Raw genomic sequence first — 18,050 nt, forward strand, 5'->3', positions numbered from 1 at the left:
TGTAAGTCCGGTGGCGATGGCGGAGAGGTCACACCTGTTCCCATTCCGAACACAGAAGTTAAGCTCTCCAGCGCCGATGGTAGTTGGGGTTCTTCCCCTGCGAGAGTAGGACGCTGCCGGGCAAAAGTCGAGAAGTATTATTATTTCTCGACTTTTTTATGTTTACATAGCTCAAATGATAGTATCAATTTTTCCTCACCGTAATACACTACATTATTATATTCTAAAAAATTGACCGTTCGTACGTATAGAATTGTTAGATTAGGAGATGATAGAAAAATGGAGGTGGGGAATTTGAAAAATGAAAGATATTTGAATCATTGTTCAGTGTGTAATGAAACAAAATTAGAAGGAATAACTATTTATAATATGTTTATTTGTATTTCTTGTGAACAAGAAATTGTAAAGACAGAGCCTGAAGATGAAAAATACAAGTTTTTTATTCATAAATTAAAAGGAATTAATCAAAAAAAACAATATTCATAGACAAAAACCGAACTTCTAGTTCGGTTTTTGTTGTACATCACAGCAATAATTCGATAAGATGATAATGATTTTGAAAGAGAAACAAACTGAAGGAGAAACAAACTATGGTGAACCAAATGGATACACCTTTGTGGAACCAACTACAATTACACGCTGAAGAACATACGTTATCCTTTCATGTACCTGGACATAAACATGGTATGATATTCCCGAACAGAGGCAAATACGCTTTTGGGCAACTATTAAAATATGATCTCACGGAGCTGCCACATTTGGATGATTTACATCAACCAGAAGGAGTTATTGAACAAGCCCAAAATTTAGCGGCAGAATTATATGGGGTAGACTATACTGCATTTTTAATAGGTGGTAGTACAGTAGGAAATTTAACGATGATATTTGCCACTTGTCAACCAGGTGATCAAATTATAGTTCAACGGAACAGTCATAAATCAATATTTAACGCAATAGAACTTAGAGGGTTACAGCCGATATTAATCTCTCCAACTATAGATTCAAACACAGGCCGTTTTAGCCATATTCCAGAGCCTGTTGTTACCGGGGCTATACGAAATTATCCCGATGCAAAAGCACTTATATTAACATACCCTGATTATTTTGGCTCAACCTATCCTATAAAAAATATGATAAAGGTCGCCCACGAGCATAATATACCTGTGTTAGTTGATGAGGCACATGGGCCTCATTTTATATTAGGTAATCCATTTCCGACATCAAGCCTAAAATTAGGAGCGGATATTGTAGTTCAATCAGCCCATAAAATTTTACCTTCTATGACAATGTCTTCTTATCTACATGTTAACAGTCAACTCGTACAATTAGACACTGTAAAGCTATACTTACAGATGTTACAATCAAGCAGTCCTTCTTATCCGTTATTAGCATCTCTTGACTTAGCAAGATATTTCTTAGCCAATTTAACGAATAAGGATATTGAAGCCACTCTCCAAAGTATAGAAAGCGTACGTAAAATATTTAAAGAGGGTAAACATTGGTATGTAGAAAATACATTGCCAACAGTTCATGATCCACTCAAAGTTACATTGCACGTTAAGAATAATGGAAAAGAAATTGCACGATTGTTTGAGAGGTATAATATTTATCCAGAATTACATACGAAGGACCAAATATTATTTATTCATGGCCTTACACCATTTAATCAACAGAATCAATTAAGGCAGGCTGTTTTCGATATAAATCGTCTTCTAGAAGACGAACATAGCAGCTTTGTAAGTGCAGACTCATCTCTTCATTTTTCGGAAATCAGCGCTTTCCAACTTTCCTATGAAAAAATCATTCATTTGAAAGAAAAGTGGATGCCGTGGGATAAGGCAATAGGTCATATGGCTGCAAGATCCGTTACACCATATCCTCCTGGAATTCCATTTTTAATTAAAGGAGAGGTCATTACAACTGAACATGTGAAAGTATTAAAGGAGCTTATTCATTTGCGTTTAAATATACATTATAGTGGAGAAGGGTTAGATGAAGGCATATATATATTAGATTAAGTAAAAGGGGACGAAACCATTGAATGAACTGTTTATTACGTTTGAAGGTGTAGAAGGCGCTGGCAAAACTTCTGTCATAAAAGAAATTGACCAATACTTCTTGAACAAAGGGTATGAAACGATTGTTACAAGGGAGCCAGGTGGTATCGATATAGCAGAGCAAATTCGGAATGTAATATTAAATCGCTCTCATACGAATATGGACGGAAGAACAGAGGCACTATTATACGCTGCGGCCCGCAGGCAACATTTAGTTGAAAAAGTAATTCCTGCAGTGAAGGCGGGTAAAGTAGTACTTTGTGACAGGTTTGTTGATAGTAGCTTAGCTTACCAAGGATTTGCAAGAGGGCTTGGGATGGATGAAGTACTTACAATTAATGAATTTGCTATCGAGGATTTTATGCCCCAACTCACGATTTTATTAGATTTAGATCCACAAATAGGTTTAGAGCGAATCCATAACAATAAAAATCGAGAACAAAATCGTTTAGATTTAGAGAAGATTGAATTTCATAATAAAGTATATAGCGCATACCAACAATTGGCGAAGCAGTATTCAGAACGGATCAAAAAGGTAAATGCGAATGAACCGATTGAATCAGTTGTTCAAAAAACTATTCAAGTTATTGAGGAAACGTTACATATCTAATGTTTATGTTCCCTTCCAATCACAAATTGGAAGGGTTTTTTTTGTTATAAATAGGAAACCAATCTATTAAATGATTACTTATGAAATGTTTGCTTGAAAAAAATTCATTGTTCCATTTGGTAGAAAGGTAAAACTGCATTATAATAAAGATATGTATTATATTAGTACGTATAAAGGAGGAAAACCATGAAGTTAATTCTTGCGGTCGTCCAAGATAAGGATACGAATCGTCTAATTGAGGCACTTAATGAAGGTGATTTCAAATCGACGAAACTTTCATCTTCAGGTGGTTTTTTACGTGAGGGGAATACAACGTTAATGATTGGTTGTGATGATGATGCAGTCGATCAAGCATTAGAAATTATTAAAAACAATTGTAGTCATCGTGATCAAATGGTTGCACCGATTTCACCGATGGGAGGTAACGCTGACTCGTACATCCCGAAACCAGTGAAAATCGAAGTTGGTGGAGCTACCGTATTTGTATTGCCTGTAGAGTCATTCTTTCAATTTTAGAAGTGGAACAGGTAAAAGGAGAGACATCTGTTGAAAATTACCCAAGATACTCAAAAACATTTTGATATTCAAAAACATAATCAAATGGCGAAAGGTCGTCAATCTAATAGTTTTGCAAATTCGATACAAAACGAGACGGCAAAATTGCGTGAAGGGGAGTTATCCAGACTTCTTCAGGAAATTACAAGCCAAGGGGAAAAGATTGCAAAATTCCGGTCGTTACGTGATGTAGGACGTTATAAATCATTAGTAAAACAGTTTGTGCAAGAGGCCGTAAAACAAGGTCTCGATTTAAAGCAAAGTAGGGGTTGGAATTTTCAAGGGGAAAATCGCCAATACACGTTGATTGAAACGGTGGATAAAGAGTTAGTGGAATTAACCGACATGGTATTAAATAAAGAAAATAATTCCGTAGATATTTTGCATAAAATCGGGGAAATAAAAGGGATGCTCATTAATTTATATGCGTAAAAAAGGTGTGACAAAAGTTGAATACATGGACAGAATTAGATGAATATCAACCGATCACTACAAAAATATTACAGAATAGTTTATCGAAGAACCGTGTGTCACACGCCTATTTATTTCATGGCCCTCGAGGGACAGGCAAAAAAGATGCCGCTACCTTATTAGCAAAGAGTTATTTTTGCAGGGAGCGAAAAGATGATGTTAATCCTTGTAATACTTGTCTAGATTGCAAAAGAATTGATTCTGGGAATCATCCTGATCTTCACTTCATTACCCCGGATGGTCAATCAATTAAAAAGGAACAAATTGCTCATCTGCAAAAAGAGTTTCATTATACAGGGTTAGAATCAAACCAAAAAATGTATATAGTAGAACATGCAGACACGATGACGCCTAATGCTGCCAATCAAATTTTAAAATTTTTAGAAGAACCAAGCCAACGGACGATTGCATTGCTGTTAACAGAAAACATTCATGGTATTATTCATACGATTCGCTCCAGATGCCAAATCTTAACATTTCAACCATTAAATTTTTTGAAATTTAAAGAACAGTTAGAAAATAAGGAGATTCCCCCGTCATTAGCGGGTTTGTACGCTCATTTAACAAATAATTTGCAGGAAGCACTTCAATTAAATGAGGACGAGTGGTTTGCAGAGGCACGAAAAATAGTGATAAAATTAATGGAGGTACTTTATGAACAACCGGATGAAGCATATTTATTACTTCATTCAAAGTGGCTTCCCCATTTTAAAGAGAAGGGGCAAGCACAAGTAGGTTTAGATTTGTTGCTCATTTGGTATAAAGATCTTATTTACTATCATATAGACAGGGAAGAAGCGATCGTGAATATAGGAAACCTTCGTTTTATCGAAAAATTATCATATATTATGTCTCAGACGGTCACAACTTATGCAATAAAAGCAATTTTAGAAGCAAAAAGGAACCTTCAGGCAAACGTAAATAGTACGCTTGTCATGGAAAAACTAGTGCTTCAATTACAGAGGTGATACTGATTGGTTGAAGTTGTTGGCGTACGATTTAAACAAGCAGGTAAAATATATTATTTTGATCCTGGATCATTTATGGTTCAAACAGGTGACTATGTCATTGTAGAAACAGTAAGAGGAATCGAGTTCGGTAAAGTTGTAATTGCAAATAAACAAGTGGACGAAGAAGATATCGTGTTACCACTAAAAAAAGTCATTCGAATTGCCGAGGACAAAGATAAACTTACGGTTACAGAAAACAAGGATAAATCAGAGGAAGCTTTTCAAGTCTGTGAAAAGAAAATATACGAGCATAACCTGGATATGAAACTGGTCGATGTAGAATATACGTTTGACCGTAATAAAGTTATCTTTTACTTCACAGCTGATGGACGGGTAGATTTCCGGGAACTTGTAAAAGATCTCGCAGCCGTGTTTAAAACAAGAATTGAACTACGGCAAATCGGTGTCAGAGATGAAGCGAAGATGTTAGGGGGCATTGGCCCTTGTGGGCGGATGTTATGCTGCTCTACCTTTTTAGGTGATTTTGAACCTGTTTCAATCAAAATGGCAAAAGATCAAAATTTATCATTAAATCCAGCTAAGATTTCAGGATTATGCGGCCGTCTCATGTGTTGTTTGAAATATGAAAACGATGATTATGAAACGGCAAAGAGAGAACTGCCGGATATTGGGGAAAATATTAAAACCCCTGTCGGAGCAGGAAAAGTTGTAGGTTTAAATATATTAGAACGGGTAGTACAAATAGAAGTTTTCGAAAATGAACGTGTATTGGAGTATACCTTGGACGAATTAATTGCTGAAGGGGTCGTTCCAACGCAAGCCACAGAGTAATGGGGTGGAGTATAGCGTGAAAAATAAAGAATTATTTGAGCGGTTTACTTTTTTGGAGAAACAAATAGGTGATCTTCATAAGGAATTTGAAGAGTTAAAAGGTAATTTAGTTCAAGTCATCGAGGAAAACCATCACCTTTCCCTTGAAAATCACCATTTACGAAAAAGGCTAGAGAATAGTACAGACTTTCAAAATGGAACTGATTCCAATGGTGATGAAGATGCAGTTGACGGGAAACAGGTTATAGGTGAAGGGTATGACAATTTAGCAAGAATTTATGAAGAAGGCTTTCATATATGTAACGTTCACTTTGGTAGTCCAAGAGATGAAGAAGATTGCTTATTTTGCTTATTGTTTTTAAATAAACAAAAATAAGAAGATATAGCCCTTTCCTATTTCTTATAGGTAAGGGCTCTTTTTGAACATCATGAAGAAGGGAATAAGTACCGTGACAATACTCAAAGATGATGAGCGACTTGATTACTTATTAGCTGATGAAAACATGCGCATTATTCAAAGTCCAACTGTATTTGCTTTTTCACTGGATGCAGTACTGTTGGCAAAGTTCGCCTATGTTCCTATAAAGAAAGGGAATATACTTGATTTATGTACAGGAAACGGTGTTATACCATTGTTACTATCTAGGAGATCATATGCCAACATTACTGGAGTTGAAATTCAGGAAAGATTGTATGATATGGCCATAAGAAATGTACAGTTGAATAAGCTCGACAATCAACTTCAAATGGTGCATGGAGACTTAAAGGATGTGCATAAAGTATTAGGTCCTAGTCATTATGATGTAGTAACATGTAATCCGCCATACTTTCCTACACCAAAAAAGAGTGAGCAAAATATAAATGACCATTTAGCTATTGCTAGGCATGAGATTTATTGTAACTTAGAGGATGTCGTTCAATCATGCAGTCGCCTCGTACGCCCAGGCGGAAAAGTAGCTATTGTTCACCGGCCGAGTCGTTTAGTAGACATTATTACATTATTTCGTAAATATAGAGTAGAGCCCAAAAGGGTGCAATTTGTTTATCCTAAACGAGGTAAAGAAGCAAATACGTTATTGATTGAAGGGATTCGGGACGGAAAACCAGACTTGAAAATATTACCTCCTTTATATGTGTATAATGAACATAATGAGTATACTGAGGAAGTTCATGACATTTTGTATGGGAAAACAGAAAAAGAATAAAGAAGGGTTTGAACAAGTGTGGAAATTCAAAAGAGCTTCCAAGAAAAGAATGATCAAGGGAAGTTTTATGTAGTACCAACACCCATCGGGAATTTAGAAGATATAACATATCGTGCGATACACATTTTAAAAACGGTTGACCTTATTGCTGCCGAGGACACGAGACAAACCCAAAAATTATTGAACCATTTTTCCATTACTACTCCACTTTTAAGCTATCATGACCATAATAAGGAACTGAAAGGTGAACAACTAATTGGAAAGATGCTCTCTGGACAATCGATTGCAATTGTTAGTGATGCAGGAATGCCTGTTATTTCCGACCCAGGCTATGAACTCGTTCGGCAATGCACTGAAGAAAACATTGATATTGTTGTTTTACCAGGGGCAAATGCAGCTTTATGTGCTTTAGTAGGATCGGGTTTACCATCTGACCAATTTTACTTTTACGGTTTTTTACCTAGGAAAAAATCGAAAATACAAGAGACATTGGAAGAATTGAAAAAACAACGGGCAACACTTCTTTTTTATGAATCACCTCACCGAATTAAAGAAACGGTCAAACAAATTCAAACCATTTTTGGTGATGACCGAAGCATTGTATTGGCCAGAGAATTAACAAAAAAATATGAAGAATTCGTTCGTGGAACAGTGAAAGAAGTGTCCGATTGGTTAAGATCCACTGATTCAGTGATTAAAGGGGAATATTGTATTGTTGTAGAAGGAAGCCAAAAAGTTGAGAAAGATAACGCTTGGTGGGAGGATATGAGTGTATCTGAACATGTAGATTACTATGTTAATGTAAAGAAGCTTTCAAGTAAAGATGCGATCAAACAAACAGCCAAAGACCGAACCGTCCCAAAGAGGGAAGTTTATGCAATTTATCATAAAACATAAAAAAGGTTGCCTCATTTGAGACAACCTTTTACAATTATTTTAAGTTTTGCTTAATTTCGTCGATTAACTGTTCAGCGCCTTCTTTACTTAGAACAAGTTTCCCGTTTGCTAAGGACATGTTCTCGTCGGACACTTCACCAGTAACGTGACAAGTCATGTTTGGTTTGTACTTCTTTAAAACGATACGATCGTCATCAACATAAATTTCAAGTGCATCCTTTTCTTTAATGTCCAATGTACGACGCAATTCGATTGGAATAACTACACGCCCTAGTTCATCTACCTTACGGACAATACCTGTAGATTTCATTATGATATTTCCCCTCTCGATCAATTTTTTTCTCTATATCTATATTCGTCAGGTTTCGACACATATAGTACCATTGTTTCCCAAAGGTGTCAATTACTTTAAGGCAACATTATGCCGAATAATCTATAGTTACATTACCCAGTAAATTAATGGCTGAAACCTTTTTATGATAATTTTTTACAGTTACTTAGACATGTTTTCTTACGAATTCTTGACACGAATATTTCCATTTCGGTATAGTTTTTTGATAGTTATGGAAATCATGTTAATAAATCGTATAGAATGGTAGAAGAAGCATTTCTCAAAGATGTTATTAATGGCAATATACATAGAGGAGGTCTAGTAATCATGCCAGAGGAAAAGAAGTCGTTTTATATCACAACACCGATTTATTACCCGAGCGGAAATCTACATATCGGCCATGCTTATACAACAGTAGCTGGTGATGCAATGGCACGATACAAGCGATTACGTGGTTTTGATGTTATGTATTTAACAGGTACAGATGAACATGGACAGAAGATTCAACAGAAAGCGGAAGAAAATGGGGTAACGCCTATTGAGTATGTTGATGACATTGTAAGTGGTATCCAAGGTCTATGGAAGAAACTCGATATTTCAAATGATGATTTTATTCGAACTACGGAAGAACGCCATAAGCGCATTGTCGAGAAAGTATTTGACCAGCTTGTAAAAAAAGGAGATATATACCTTGATGAATATGAAGGATGGTATTGTACACCTTGTGAATCTTTCTTTACTGACCGTCAGCTAGAAGAGGGAAATTGTCCTGATTGCGGACGTTCGGTGGAAAAGGTTAAAGAAGAATCTTACTTTTTCAAAATGAGTAAATACGTTGATAGACTGTTGGAGTTTTATGAAGATAACCCTCAATTTATCCAACCAGAAAGCCGTAAAAATGAAATGATAAATAACTTTATTAAACCGGGCTTAGAAGACTTGGCAGTTTCTAGAACAACATTCGACTGGGGAATAAAAGTGCCTGGTGACCCTAAGCATGTCATTTACGTATGGATCGATGCCTTAACAAACTATATCACTGCATTAGGATATGGAACAGATGATGATGAAAGATACAAAAAATATTGGCCGGCAGATGTACATTTAGTAGGTAAGGAAATTGTTCGATTCCATACCATTTATTGGCCAATTATGCTAATGGCTTTAGATATACCTTTGCCGAAGAAAGTATTTGCTCACGGTTGGCTATTAATGAAAGATGGCAAAATGTCTAAGTCAAAAGGAAATGTAGTTGACCCTGTTGACTTAATTGATCGTTACGGATTAGATGCTTTACGATACTACTTACTAAGAGAAGTTCCATTTGGTTCAGATGGAGTGTTTACACCCGAAGGATTTGTAGAGCGGACAAACTTTGATTTAGCAAACGACCTAGGGAATTTATTAAATCGTACAGTAGCTATGATTAACAAATATTTCGATGGCAACATCCCGCAAGTAATGGGGGCAGAAACACAATTTGACCAAAACCTCCAAACTTTTGCGAAAGAAACAAAAGTTAAAGTAGAAGAGTCAATGGAAAATATGGAGTTTTCCGTAGCCCTTACTGATTTATGGAGATTTGTAAGCAGAACAAATAAATATATTGATGAAACAGAACCTTGGGTATTAGCGAAGGATGAGAGCCAAAAAGATCGTTTAGGGAACGTAATGGCGCATCTTGCAGAATCATTACGTCATATTGGGATTATGTTACAGCCATTTTTAACAGAAACACCACAAAAGCTATTTCACCAACTTGGTATTGAGGAAGATAATTTAACAACTTGGGACAGTTTAGATGAATTTGGCCTCCTACAAGGTAAAAAAGTAAGTAAAGGTGAACCATTGTTCCCTCGTCTAGAAGTCGAAAAAGAAGTGGCGACGATTGTGGAAATGATGAAAAAGACTGCACCGAAGCAAGAAGAGAAAAAAGAAGTAGCTAAGCCTGAATCTGAAGAAATTGCTATTGATGACTTTATGAAGGTTGATTTGAGAATAGCGGAAGTTTTAGCTGCAGAAAAGGTAGCAAAAACAGATAAATTATTAAAAATCCAACTTGATTTAGGTTTTGAAAAGAGACAAGTCGTCTCAGGTATTGCTCAGTACTATAAACCAGATGAACTAATTGGTAGAAAAGTGATTTGTGTCACGAATTTAAAACCAGTTAAGCTCCGGGGGGAATTGTCCCAAGGCATGATATTGGCCGGAGAAGATGAAAACGGATCATTAGCATTAGCAACAGTTGATCAAACATTGCCAAACGGAGCAAAAGTAAAATAATAAAGAAATATAAAGGGGGCCTCTTGAGGCACCCTTTTTTACCATGTTGAAGGAGATGAAAGAATGGTTTTTGATACCCATGTACATTTGAACGCAGACCAATTTAAAGAAGACCAAGAGGAAGTTATTCAGAGAGCAAAAGATGCAGGTGTAACGTATATGACAGTTGTTGGGTTTGATCGTAAAACAATCCCTTTAGCTTTACAAATTGCAGAGAAGCATGAACACATTTATGCTGCAGTTGGGTGGCATCCAGTTGATGCAATTGACATGACAGAGGATGATTTACAATGGCTAGAGGAGTTAGTTGAACATCCAAAAGTTGTCGCTTTAGGTGAAATGGGGCTCGATTATCATTGGGATAAGTCACCAGTTCATGTTCAAAAAGAAGTGTTCCGTAAGCAAATACGGCTTGCGAAGAGAGTGAATATGCCAATTATTATCCATAATCGTGAAGCTTCAGAAGATATCGTAGACATATTGCGTGAAGAAAATGCTGCAGAGGTCGGCGGTGTTATGCACTGTTTCAGTAGTACTCCAGACATAGCACAACAATGTTTAGATATGAATTTCTACATTTCATTAGGGGGACCTGTCACATTTAAAAATGCAAAAGACCCAAAGGAAGTGGCTCAAATGGTTCCGATGGACCGGTTATTAATCGAAACAGATTGCCCTTTTTTAGCGCCTCACCCTCACCGCGGAAAAAGAAATGAACCGAGTTACGTAACATTGGTGGGAGAAAAAATTGCGGAACTAAGAGGTTTGTCTGTAGAAGAGGTGTTTACGAAAACAACAGATAACGCAAAGCGTTTTTTCCGCCTATAGTTTGTTACAATTATATTACAAATAGATTAAAGTTTCGGTGTAGTGGTTTTAATCTTTAAAAAACCCCCTAAAATATAGAGGAGCCAATTTGCTGCTTTTCGTATGTTAATAGATGATACGATTAGCTGATTGACAAGGATGGATGCAGTCTTTATAATACACTGCGAGCAAAGGAGGCAAAGATGATGGCCGAAAAAGAAACAAATCTACGTTCTTCCTTATTATTAGGAAGTAAAAAATGGGCTATGTATACATTAGGATTACTAGTGCTTTTTGCCTCACTCGGAATTTTACTCTATGAAACTACAAAGGCTGAAGTCATTGTCATGGATAATGGTGAAGAGCTATCGATTCGTACACATGCAGATACAGTCGAAGATTTATTGGTTGAACTAGATATAGAAGCCACTGAGCATGATGAAATATTACCTGGTAGATCAGAAACAGTTGAAGATGGTATGGAGATAACATATATCCCAGCTCAGCAAGTTGTGGTAACAATCGATGACGAAACGAAATCATTCTATACTACGGCAAATACAATTGAGGAATTTATTCATACTGAAGACGAAATTGTAGTAACAGAACATGATCAAGTTTTACCTAGTGTGGAAACGTCAGTAAAGGATGGTTTAGAAGTTACGATAAGTTCTGCAATTCAAGTAACATTGAATGACGGAGGCGAAACGGAAAAATATTGGACGTTAGCCAACACGGTCGAGGAATTGTTACAAGAACAAGATATAGAACTGAACGAACATGATCATTTAAATGTGGAACTTGATGAAGAAGTTACAAACGACATGGATATTTCCATTACAAGAGTTGAAAAAATAACAGATGTAATTAAAGAAGAAATTGGTTATGCGACGGTAACAAGATTGGATGACAATTTACCAAGTGGTAAAAGCCGCGTTGTTCAAAATGGGCAAAAAGGTATCGTCGCGAAACATTATGAAGTAACAATGGAAAACGGTGAAGAAGTATCGAGAAAATTGATAAAAGAAGAAACCGAACAGGAAAGTGTAAACCGCATTGTAGCTATCGGTAAAACGAACCTCTTACTCTCAAGAGGAGATAAAAAGCTAGTTGACGAGTTCGTCATGAATGCTACGGCTTATACAGCTTATTGTGATGGATGCAGTGGAAAAACTGCCTATGCTTATAATGGTGAACGTGTAGACCTTCGAGTTAACAGTGACGCAAAAGTCGTCGCCGTTGACCCAAACGTCATCCCGATAGGTTCCCTCGTGTGGGTGGAGGGCTATGGATACGCTTTGGCACTTGATAGGGGCGGTCATATTAAAGGAAATCGAATTGATGTGTTTATACCATCCAAAGATGAGGCATTAAGATTTGGAAGGAAAACAGTTCAAGTGAAAGTATTTCGCTAATGTAAAGCAGGGGTTCTAACCTCTGCTTTTTTATTTTATGAGAAGGTCTATGTCTTTGATACAATTTCCGTTTATACTGTTTTATCGTATATAATGGAAGGCATGTAGAATTACCATAGGAGGAACAACAGGTTGCGCATAAAAGAAATTATTGTAGTAGAAGGAAAAGATGATACAACAGCGGTAAAGAGAGCCGTAGAGGCGGATACAATCGAAACGAATGGTTCAGCTGTTAATAAATCAACCATCCAACAAATCAAGCATGCAAAAGAGAAAAGAGGAGTTATTGTTTTTACCGACCCGGACTATCCTGGTCAAAGGATACGAGCAATTATTGATAGAGAAGTCCCTGGTTGTAAGCATGCCTTTTTGCCAAAGAAAGAAGCGTTACAAAAGCAAGGGAATGGTGTTGGAATTGAGCATGCTTCACCTGAAGCAATCCAAAATGCTCTTAAAAGTGTATATGAGCTTACAAGCAATCAGAAAATATATATAACAAAAGAGGATTTATTACAGTTTGGATTATTAGGTACCCGTGAAGCAAAGGAGCGGAGAAAAAAGTTAGGAGAGCGACTAAATATAGGTTTTACGAACGGAAAACAGCTAGAAAAGCGGTTAAACATGTTTCAAATTGAACGAGATGAGTTTACAAGCGTAATGGAGCAGATCTTGCGAGAGGAAGAGAAAAATGATTGATGAAAAGGCAATAGCAACCCCAGCAAAAACGAAACAAATTATGGCAAAATACGGATTATCCTTCAAAAAAAGTTTAGGTCAAAATTTTATTATTGATGTTAATACGTTAAAAAATATTGTGAAACATGCAGGTGTGACACCTGATTCAACTGTAGTAGAGATCGGTCCAGGGATAGGTGCTTTGACGGAGCAGCTTGCTATTGTTGCAAAACACGTTGTTGCTTTTGAAATAGATCAGCGGCTAATCCCCATTTTAGATGATACCTTGCAATCTTATGATAATGTAACCGTTATTAATGAGGATGTACTGAAAGCTGAAGTAAAAGCCACAATAGAGCGCTACGTATCCCAAGGTGAGAAGATAAAAGTTGTAGCGAATTTGCCATATTATATTACAACCCCTATATTAATGAAATTATTAACAGAGAAACTACCTCTTCAAGACATTACAGTAATGATTCAAAAAGAAGTAGCAAACCGTATGGCTGCAAATCCCAATACAAAAGAGTATGGATCATTATCAATCGCTGTTCAGTATTATACAGTACCCTCAGTTGTAATGACTGTACCTAAAACCGTGTTCCGTCCTCAACCAAATGTTGATTCAGCTGTACTACATTTAAAACGTCGTGAGACTCCACTAGTACATGTGAAAGATGAGGACCTCTTTTTTGAAATTGTTCAAGCTTGTTTTGGACAAAGAAGAAAAACGATTCTTAACAATTTAAGTCGACATTATAAAGAAAAGTTAAACAAGGAACAAATATTGTCAATTTTAAAGGAAAGCAATATCGAACCGTCACGACGCGCCGAATCCCTATCAATTGAAGAATTTGCTGGCTTAGCAAATTTCTTTACTCAAACTGGTGGTAGGTAGGAACACACTGCACCTCGAAAAAATACGCTATTATAGCAGCGTGTTTATAACGAGGAGGAACAATCATGCAATTTCAAAGAGGGGATATTGTAACGAGAGTATCCCATAATCATGATTTGTTATTTAGGATTCAGACAGTAGAAAATGGTAAAGCACAACTTTATGGAGAAGATTATCGTTTAGAGGCAGATTCCCCACTGGATGATCTTTCCCTCGTGAATAAAGGAGAATTAACGCGACGTAAAAAAGAAGAACGAGAAAAAGAGGACTATTCATATCGATTGTTTAAACAAGATTATCAATTGATGCGAAAAAAACAAGAGTATGACACCCATATTAACTTTAATCCGGATTTAAAGTACTTCCAAATACCACCAAGGGTTTTACATGTTGATGGTGACCAATTGTATTTAAAAAAATGTGTAAGTTTATATCAACGTCTAGGCATGCAAGTCCATGGTGTACATCTTCACGAGAAAACAATGCCATTAGAAATAAAAGCTCTATTAGAGAAAATTCAACCAGATATTTTAGTTATAACGGGACATGATTCCTTTTCCAAAACGAAAGGGAACAAAAACGATATACGGGCATACCGCAACTCAAAACATTTTGCCGACACAGTTCGAGAAGCAAGAAACTATGCGCCACACTTAGATCAATTGATCATTTTTGCCGGGGCATGTCAGTCTCATTTTGAATCGTTAATTAAAGCAGGAGCAAATTTTGCGAGTTCCCCATCAAGAATAAACATTCATGCTTTAGACCCAGTATACATTGTAGCGAAAGTTGGCTACACATCCTTTATGGAAAAAATTAATGTATGGGATGTGTTAAGAAATACCATTACCGGTGAAAAAGGAATTGGAGGCTTAGAAACTCGAGGTTTATTTCGGACAGGAATGCCTTTTCCTGATGATGAAATTGAATCAGAAGAGTATAATTTCCGCCCATGTTTGTAATGGGCGGAATATTTTATGCATTTTTTTCTTTACATTCGGAAAAATAACATTAAATATGAATTTTTAGCGTAAATAAATTATTGACACCGGGCATATTTGATTGTTATAATTATTAGTTTTTTTGATTGACAATTTCTTCGAAATGTGGTATTTTATCAATAGTGAGGTGGAGTGAAGTGCCAAAAACTTTATCAGAAATTAAGGAAACGTTAGATGGTAATATTGGTAAGCGGTTAACATTAAAGGCTAATGGGGGTCGTCGAAAGACAATTCAAAGAAGCGGCGTGTTGGCAGAGACATATCCTTCCGTATTTATCGTCGAATTAGATCAAGATGAAAACGCGTTTGAGAGAGTGTCATACAGCTATGCTGACGTGTTGACCGAGACAGTGGAGTTAACTTTCTTTGATGATATGAGTAAGATGGCTTAAAGGAAGCAGTAGACGTTAGTTTACTGCTTTGTTTTTTACATAAAACAGAAGCCTATAGATCGGATAAAATAAAACGTGAATGGTAATAATATGATTGTCGTAAAACCTAAGGAAGGGAGCTGTTACCTTATGGGTAGACGTAGAGGTGTTATGTCAGACCAATTTAAAGAGGAACTAGCTAAGGATTTAGGTTTTTACGACACTGTCCAGAAAGAAGGATGGGGCGGCATTCGTGCGAGAGATGCAGGTAATATGACGAAACGAGCGATTGAAATAGCGGAAGAACATCTAAGTAAGGGCAGATCTTAAAAGGTCTGCTCTTTTTTTTAATATATGTTACAATTTGTTAGATGCTAAGGAAAGCGAAGGTGTGCAGAATGCTTCTGGAAAAGGCTCCAGCAAAAATTAATTTATCGTTAGATGTATTATATAAGCGAGATGATGGGTTCCATGAAATTGAAATGGTTATGACAACAATCGATTTGTCTGACCATATTGAATTGACTCCACTAAAGGAGAATGTTATTAAAATTATTTCGGAAAACCGTTACGTTCCCAACGACAGCCGGAACTTGGCCTTTCAAGCAGCTGCAAAATTCAAGGAACGTTTTCAAATTAAAAAGGGTGTAGCAATCAAAATTAATAAACAAGTTCCTGTTGCAGCCGGTTTAGCTGGGGGAAGTAGCGACGCTGCTGCAGTATTACGTGGCTTAAATAAAATGTGGCAATTACAAAAGCCCTTTGAACAGCTTGCGTCGATTGGAGCTGAAATCGGGTCAGATGTACCTTTCTGTATTTATGGTGGAACAGCTTTAGCGAAAGGGAGAGGGGAACGATTAACGGAACTGACCCCCCCTCCATCTTGCTGGGTTGTACTAGCCAAACCCTCAATCGGTGTTTCAACGAAAACGGTTTATGAACAGTTGAATCTGCAACATGTTCAACATCCTAATACAGAAGAAATGGTACAGTCCTTGAAACACGAAGATTACGACCGCATGTGTAACCATATGGGGAATGTCCTTGAATCGGTTACATGCAAACTACACCCAGAAATTTTACAGTTGAAAGAACATATGAGACGTGCAGGCGCAGACAGTGTCCTTATGAGTGGAAGTGGCCCAACGGTGTTCGGCTTAACCCGTCAGGAAACTAGAGCTGAGCGTATTTACAATAGCCTAAGAGGTTTTTGTCAAGAGGTATACGTAGTAAGAATGTTAGGAAAGCCATTAGAGCTTGCGTAAAACCGTACCTTAGTGGTATAGTTTCTAGTAAATATTCGGATTTTGGAGTGGTTGCCATGAAAAGAAGTGAACGGCTTGTTGCGATGACGAACTATTTGCTAGACCATCCACAAGTATTAGTTCCTTTACCGTATTTTACGAAGGAATTTGATGCAGCAAAATCATCTATTAGTGAAGATTTAGATATTGTAAATGATATGTTTCAAAAGCAAGGAATTGGTTTTTTAGAAACTGTTCAAGGAGCTGCCGGTGGAATAAAATATATTCCGAAATACTCGGATAAAAATAGTAAGGCATTTATCGATCATATATGTAATAGAATTGAAGATCCTGACCGTTTACTTCCTGGTGGTTACTTATATATGAGCGATTTGTTGGGTGACCCAGAGACAATTCGTAATATCGGGAAAATATTTGCGACAGCCTTTGCGCAAAAAGGTGTGGAATACATCGTAACTGTTGCCACGAAAGGTATACCTCTTGCATATGCCACCGCTCAAATTATGAATGTACCTGTTATCATTGTTCGCCGTGACCCTAAAGTTACAGAAGGGTCTACTGTTAGTATTAATTACGTATCGGGGTCTTCCAAAAAAATTCAGACAATGGTATTAGCAAAGAGAAGTCTGCCTGAAGGGTCAAATGTTTGTATCATTGATGACTTTATGAAGGCTGGAGGTACAATTAACGGGATGAAAAGTTTGTTGGCAGAGTTTAATGCTAACGTATCGGGGATTGGAGTGCTTGCGGAAGCTGAAGATGAGGACGAAGACAGAGTAGTGGATGACTATATCTCTTTAATTCAAATCAAAGATGTTGATATAAAGAACCGCAAAATTGAAGTGTTAAAAGGGAATTACTTTCAAAATTAAACGATTTATGATAGAAAATACATCACCTCGGAAGGTAGATGTATTTTTTTAGTAAAAATAAAAGTTTTTTAAATATTTAGAAGGATTTCCTGTTCCGTATGTGGAAATATTGATATAAGTTCTAAGGGAAAAGGTGGTGAGACATAATGGAAGTGACAGACGTAAGATTACGCCGCGTAAACACAGACGGAAGAATGCGTGCAATTGCATCTATTACCTTGGACCAAGAGTTCGTTGTTCATGATATCCGCGTGATTGATGGAAACAACGGTTTGTTCGTCGCTATGCCGAGCAAACGTACTCCTGATGGTGAGTTCAGAGATATTGCACACCCGATCAATTCCGACACCCGTGCGAAGATTCAAGATGCGGTTTTAGCAGAGTATCACCGTGCCGGAGAGGAAAATGTCGAGTATGAAGAAGCTGGTGCTTCTTAAAACAAGAACGGATGTAAGCTAGAAGTCTAATCAAATATGATTGGGCTTCTTTTTTGTGTATAGAAAAAAGTTCACGAATTGGTCATGTGTCAACATGT

22 protein-coding genes and 1 rRNA gene are annotated in these 18,050 nt (G+C 36.9%); 22 read left to right on the forward strand and 1 reads right to left on the reverse strand.

The genetic code is table 11. The features are described from left to right. The first annotated feature begins 6 nt into the window (after nt 1-6). The 11 genes from rrf (at nt 7) to rsmI (ending at nt 7,597) form a co-directional block, all read left to right on the forward strand. Nucleotides 7-122, forward strand: a 5S ribosomal RNA gene (gene rrf / locus NLW78_RS15155). A gap of 172 nt (nt 123-294) precedes the next feature. Further along, nucleotides 295-486, forward strand: coding sequence for a sigma factor G inhibitor Gin (locus tag NLW78_RS15160; RefSeq protein ID WP_254497984.1), 192 nt, complete (start codon nt 295-297; stop codon nt 484-486). Nucleotides 487-590: 104 nt separating this feature from the next. After that, a complete protein-coding gene (locus NLW78_RS15165) occupies nt 591-2,018 on the forward strand; it encodes an aminotransferase class I/II-fold pyridoxal phosphate-dependent enzyme (RefSeq protein ID WP_254497985.1) in 1,428 nt (475 codons plus the stop codon). A 19-nt stretch (nt 2,019-2,037) separates the two neighbouring features. After that, nucleotides 2,038-2,667, forward strand: coding sequence for a dTMP kinase (gene tmk / locus NLW78_RS15170; protein WP_254497986.1), 630 nt, complete (start codon nt 2,038-2,040; stop codon nt 2,665-2,667). Between the two features lie 186 nt (nt 2,668-2,853). Next, nucleotides 2,854-3,183 carry a cyclic di-AMP receptor DarA gene (gene darA, locus NLW78_RS15175; RefSeq protein WP_254497987.1) on the forward strand — a complete coding sequence of 110 codons (330 nt, stop codon included), beginning with the start codon at nt 2,854-2,856 and terminating at the stop codon, nt 3,181-3,183. 30 nt (nt 3,184-3,213) lie between these two features. Then, nucleotides 3,214-3,654 (forward strand): YaaR family protein, encoded by a 441-nt coding sequence (locus NLW78_RS15180; RefSeq protein WP_254497988.1) that lies wholly within the window; start codon nt 3,214-3,216, stop codon nt 3,652-3,654. A gap of 17 nt (nt 3,655-3,671) precedes the next feature. Continuing rightward, nucleotides 3,672-4,661 carry a DNA polymerase III subunit delta' gene (gene holB / locus NLW78_RS15185; RefSeq protein WP_254497989.1) on the forward strand — a complete coding sequence of 330 codons (990 nt, stop codon included), beginning with the start codon at nt 3,672-3,674 and terminating at the stop codon, nt 4,659-4,661. Between the two features lie 6 nt (nt 4,662-4,667). Continuing rightward, entirely contained in the window at nt 4,668-5,495 is an 828-nt protein-coding gene (locus NLW78_RS15190) for a PSP1 domain-containing protein (protein ID WP_254497990.1), read from the forward strand. Between the two features lie 16 nt (nt 5,496-5,511). Next, on the forward strand, nt 5,512-5,871 hold the full coding sequence (yabA, locus tag NLW78_RS15195; RefSeq protein ID WP_254497991.1) for a DNA replication initiation control protein YabA: 360 nt from the start codon (nt 5,512-5,514) through the stop codon (nt 5,869-5,871). Between the two features lie 73 nt (nt 5,872-5,944). Next, nucleotides 5,945-6,700 (forward strand): tRNA1(Val) (adenine(37)-N6)-methyltransferase, encoded by a 756-nt coding sequence (locus tag NLW78_RS15200; protein ID WP_254497992.1) that lies wholly within the window; start codon nt 5,945-5,947, stop codon nt 6,698-6,700. 18 nt (nt 6,701-6,718) lie between these two features. Continuing rightward, nucleotides 6,719-7,597, forward strand: coding sequence for a 16S rRNA (cytidine(1402)-2'-O)-methyltransferase (rsmI, locus tag NLW78_RS15205; RefSeq protein ID WP_254497993.1), 879 nt, complete (start codon nt 6,719-6,721; stop codon nt 7,595-7,597). Between the two features lie 34 nt (nt 7,598-7,631). On the opposite strand, the gene abrB is transcribed toward rsmI, so the two are convergent. Beyond that, nucleotides 7,632-7,913, reverse strand: a complete 282-nt coding sequence (gene abrB, locus NLW78_RS15210) for a transition state genes transcriptional regulator AbrB (protein ID WP_254498034.1) — start codon at nt 7,911-7,913, stop codon at nt 7,632-7,634. A 342-nt stretch (nt 7,914-8,255) separates the two neighbouring features. On the opposite strand from abrB, the gene metG reads away from it, so the two are divergent. The 11 genes from metG (at nt 8,256) to spoVG (ending at nt 17,952) form a co-directional block, all read left to right on the forward strand. Beyond that, nucleotides 8,256-10,211: a methionine--tRNA ligase gene (gene metG / locus NLW78_RS15215; RefSeq protein WP_254497994.1), complete on the forward strand. Its 1,956-nt coding sequence runs from the start codon at nt 8,256-8,258 to the stop codon at nt 10,209-10,211. A gap of 63 nt (nt 10,212-10,274) precedes the next feature. After that, nucleotides 10,275-11,039 carry a TatD family hydrolase gene (locus NLW78_RS15220; protein WP_254497995.1) on the forward strand — a complete coding sequence of 255 codons (765 nt, stop codon included), beginning with the start codon at nt 10,275-10,277 and terminating at the stop codon, nt 11,037-11,039. Between the two features lie 185 nt (nt 11,040-11,224). Next, nucleotides 11,225-12,433 carry a resuscitation-promoting factor gene (locus NLW78_RS15225; RefSeq protein ID WP_254497996.1) on the forward strand — a complete coding sequence of 403 codons (1,209 nt, stop codon included), beginning with the start codon at nt 11,225-11,227 and terminating at the stop codon, nt 12,431-12,433. Between the two features lie 132 nt (nt 12,434-12,565). Then, a complete protein-coding gene (gene rnmV / locus NLW78_RS15230) occupies nt 12,566-13,129 on the forward strand; it encodes a ribonuclease M5 (RefSeq protein ID WP_254497997.1) in 564 nt (187 codons plus the stop codon). Next, nucleotides 13,122-14,006: a 16S rRNA (adenine(1518)-N(6)/adenine(1519)-N(6))-dimethyltransferase RsmA gene (rsmA, locus tag NLW78_RS15235; protein ID WP_254497998.1), complete on the forward strand. Its 885-nt coding sequence runs from the start codon at nt 13,122-13,124 to the stop codon at nt 14,004-14,006. Before rnmV ends, rsmA begins: the two co-directional genes overlap by 8 nt. A 65-nt stretch (nt 14,007-14,071) precedes the next feature. Then, a complete protein-coding gene (gene yabG, locus NLW78_RS15240; protein WP_254497999.1) occupies nt 14,072-14,968 on the forward strand; it encodes a sporulation peptidase YabG in 897 nt (298 codons plus the stop codon). 176 nt (nt 14,969-15,144) lie between these two features. Next, complete coding sequence (veg, locus tag NLW78_RS15245) at nt 15,145-15,399, forward strand: biofilm formation stimulator Veg (protein WP_254498000.1); 255 nt, start codon at nt 15,145-15,147, stop codon at nt 15,397-15,399. A gap of 129 nt (nt 15,400-15,528) precedes the next feature. Further along, complete coding sequence (locus tag NLW78_RS15250) at nt 15,529-15,708, forward strand: small, acid-soluble spore protein, alpha/beta type (protein ID WP_254498001.1); 180 nt, start codon at nt 15,529-15,531, stop codon at nt 15,706-15,708. A 68-nt stretch (nt 15,709-15,776) separates the two neighbouring features. Then, the gene (gene ispE / locus NLW78_RS15255; protein WP_254498002.1) at nt 15,777-16,643 is read left to right on the forward strand and encodes a 4-(cytidine 5'-diphospho)-2-C-methyl-D-erythritol kinase; all 867 of its coding nucleotides are present in this window, start codon (nt 15,777-15,779) and stop codon (nt 16,641-16,643) included. A 56-nt stretch (nt 16,644-16,699) separates the two neighbouring features. Then, complete coding sequence (gene purR, locus NLW78_RS15260) at nt 16,700-17,515, forward strand: pur operon repressor (RefSeq protein WP_254498003.1); 816 nt, start codon at nt 16,700-16,702, stop codon at nt 17,513-17,515. 146 nt (nt 17,516-17,661) lie between these two features. Further along, nucleotides 17,662-17,952 (forward strand): septation regulator SpoVG, encoded by a 291-nt coding sequence (gene spoVG / locus NLW78_RS15265; RefSeq protein ID WP_254498004.1) that lies wholly within the window; start codon nt 17,662-17,664, stop codon nt 17,950-17,952. Nucleotides 17,953-18,050: the final 98 nt, after the last annotated feature.

The sequence above is a fragment of the Salirhabdus salicampi genome, from assembly GCF_024259515.1.
In the GTDB taxonomy this organism is placed as follows: domain Bacteria; phylum Bacillota; class Bacilli; order Bacillales; family Alkalibacillaceae; genus Salirhabdus_A; species Salirhabdus_A salicampi.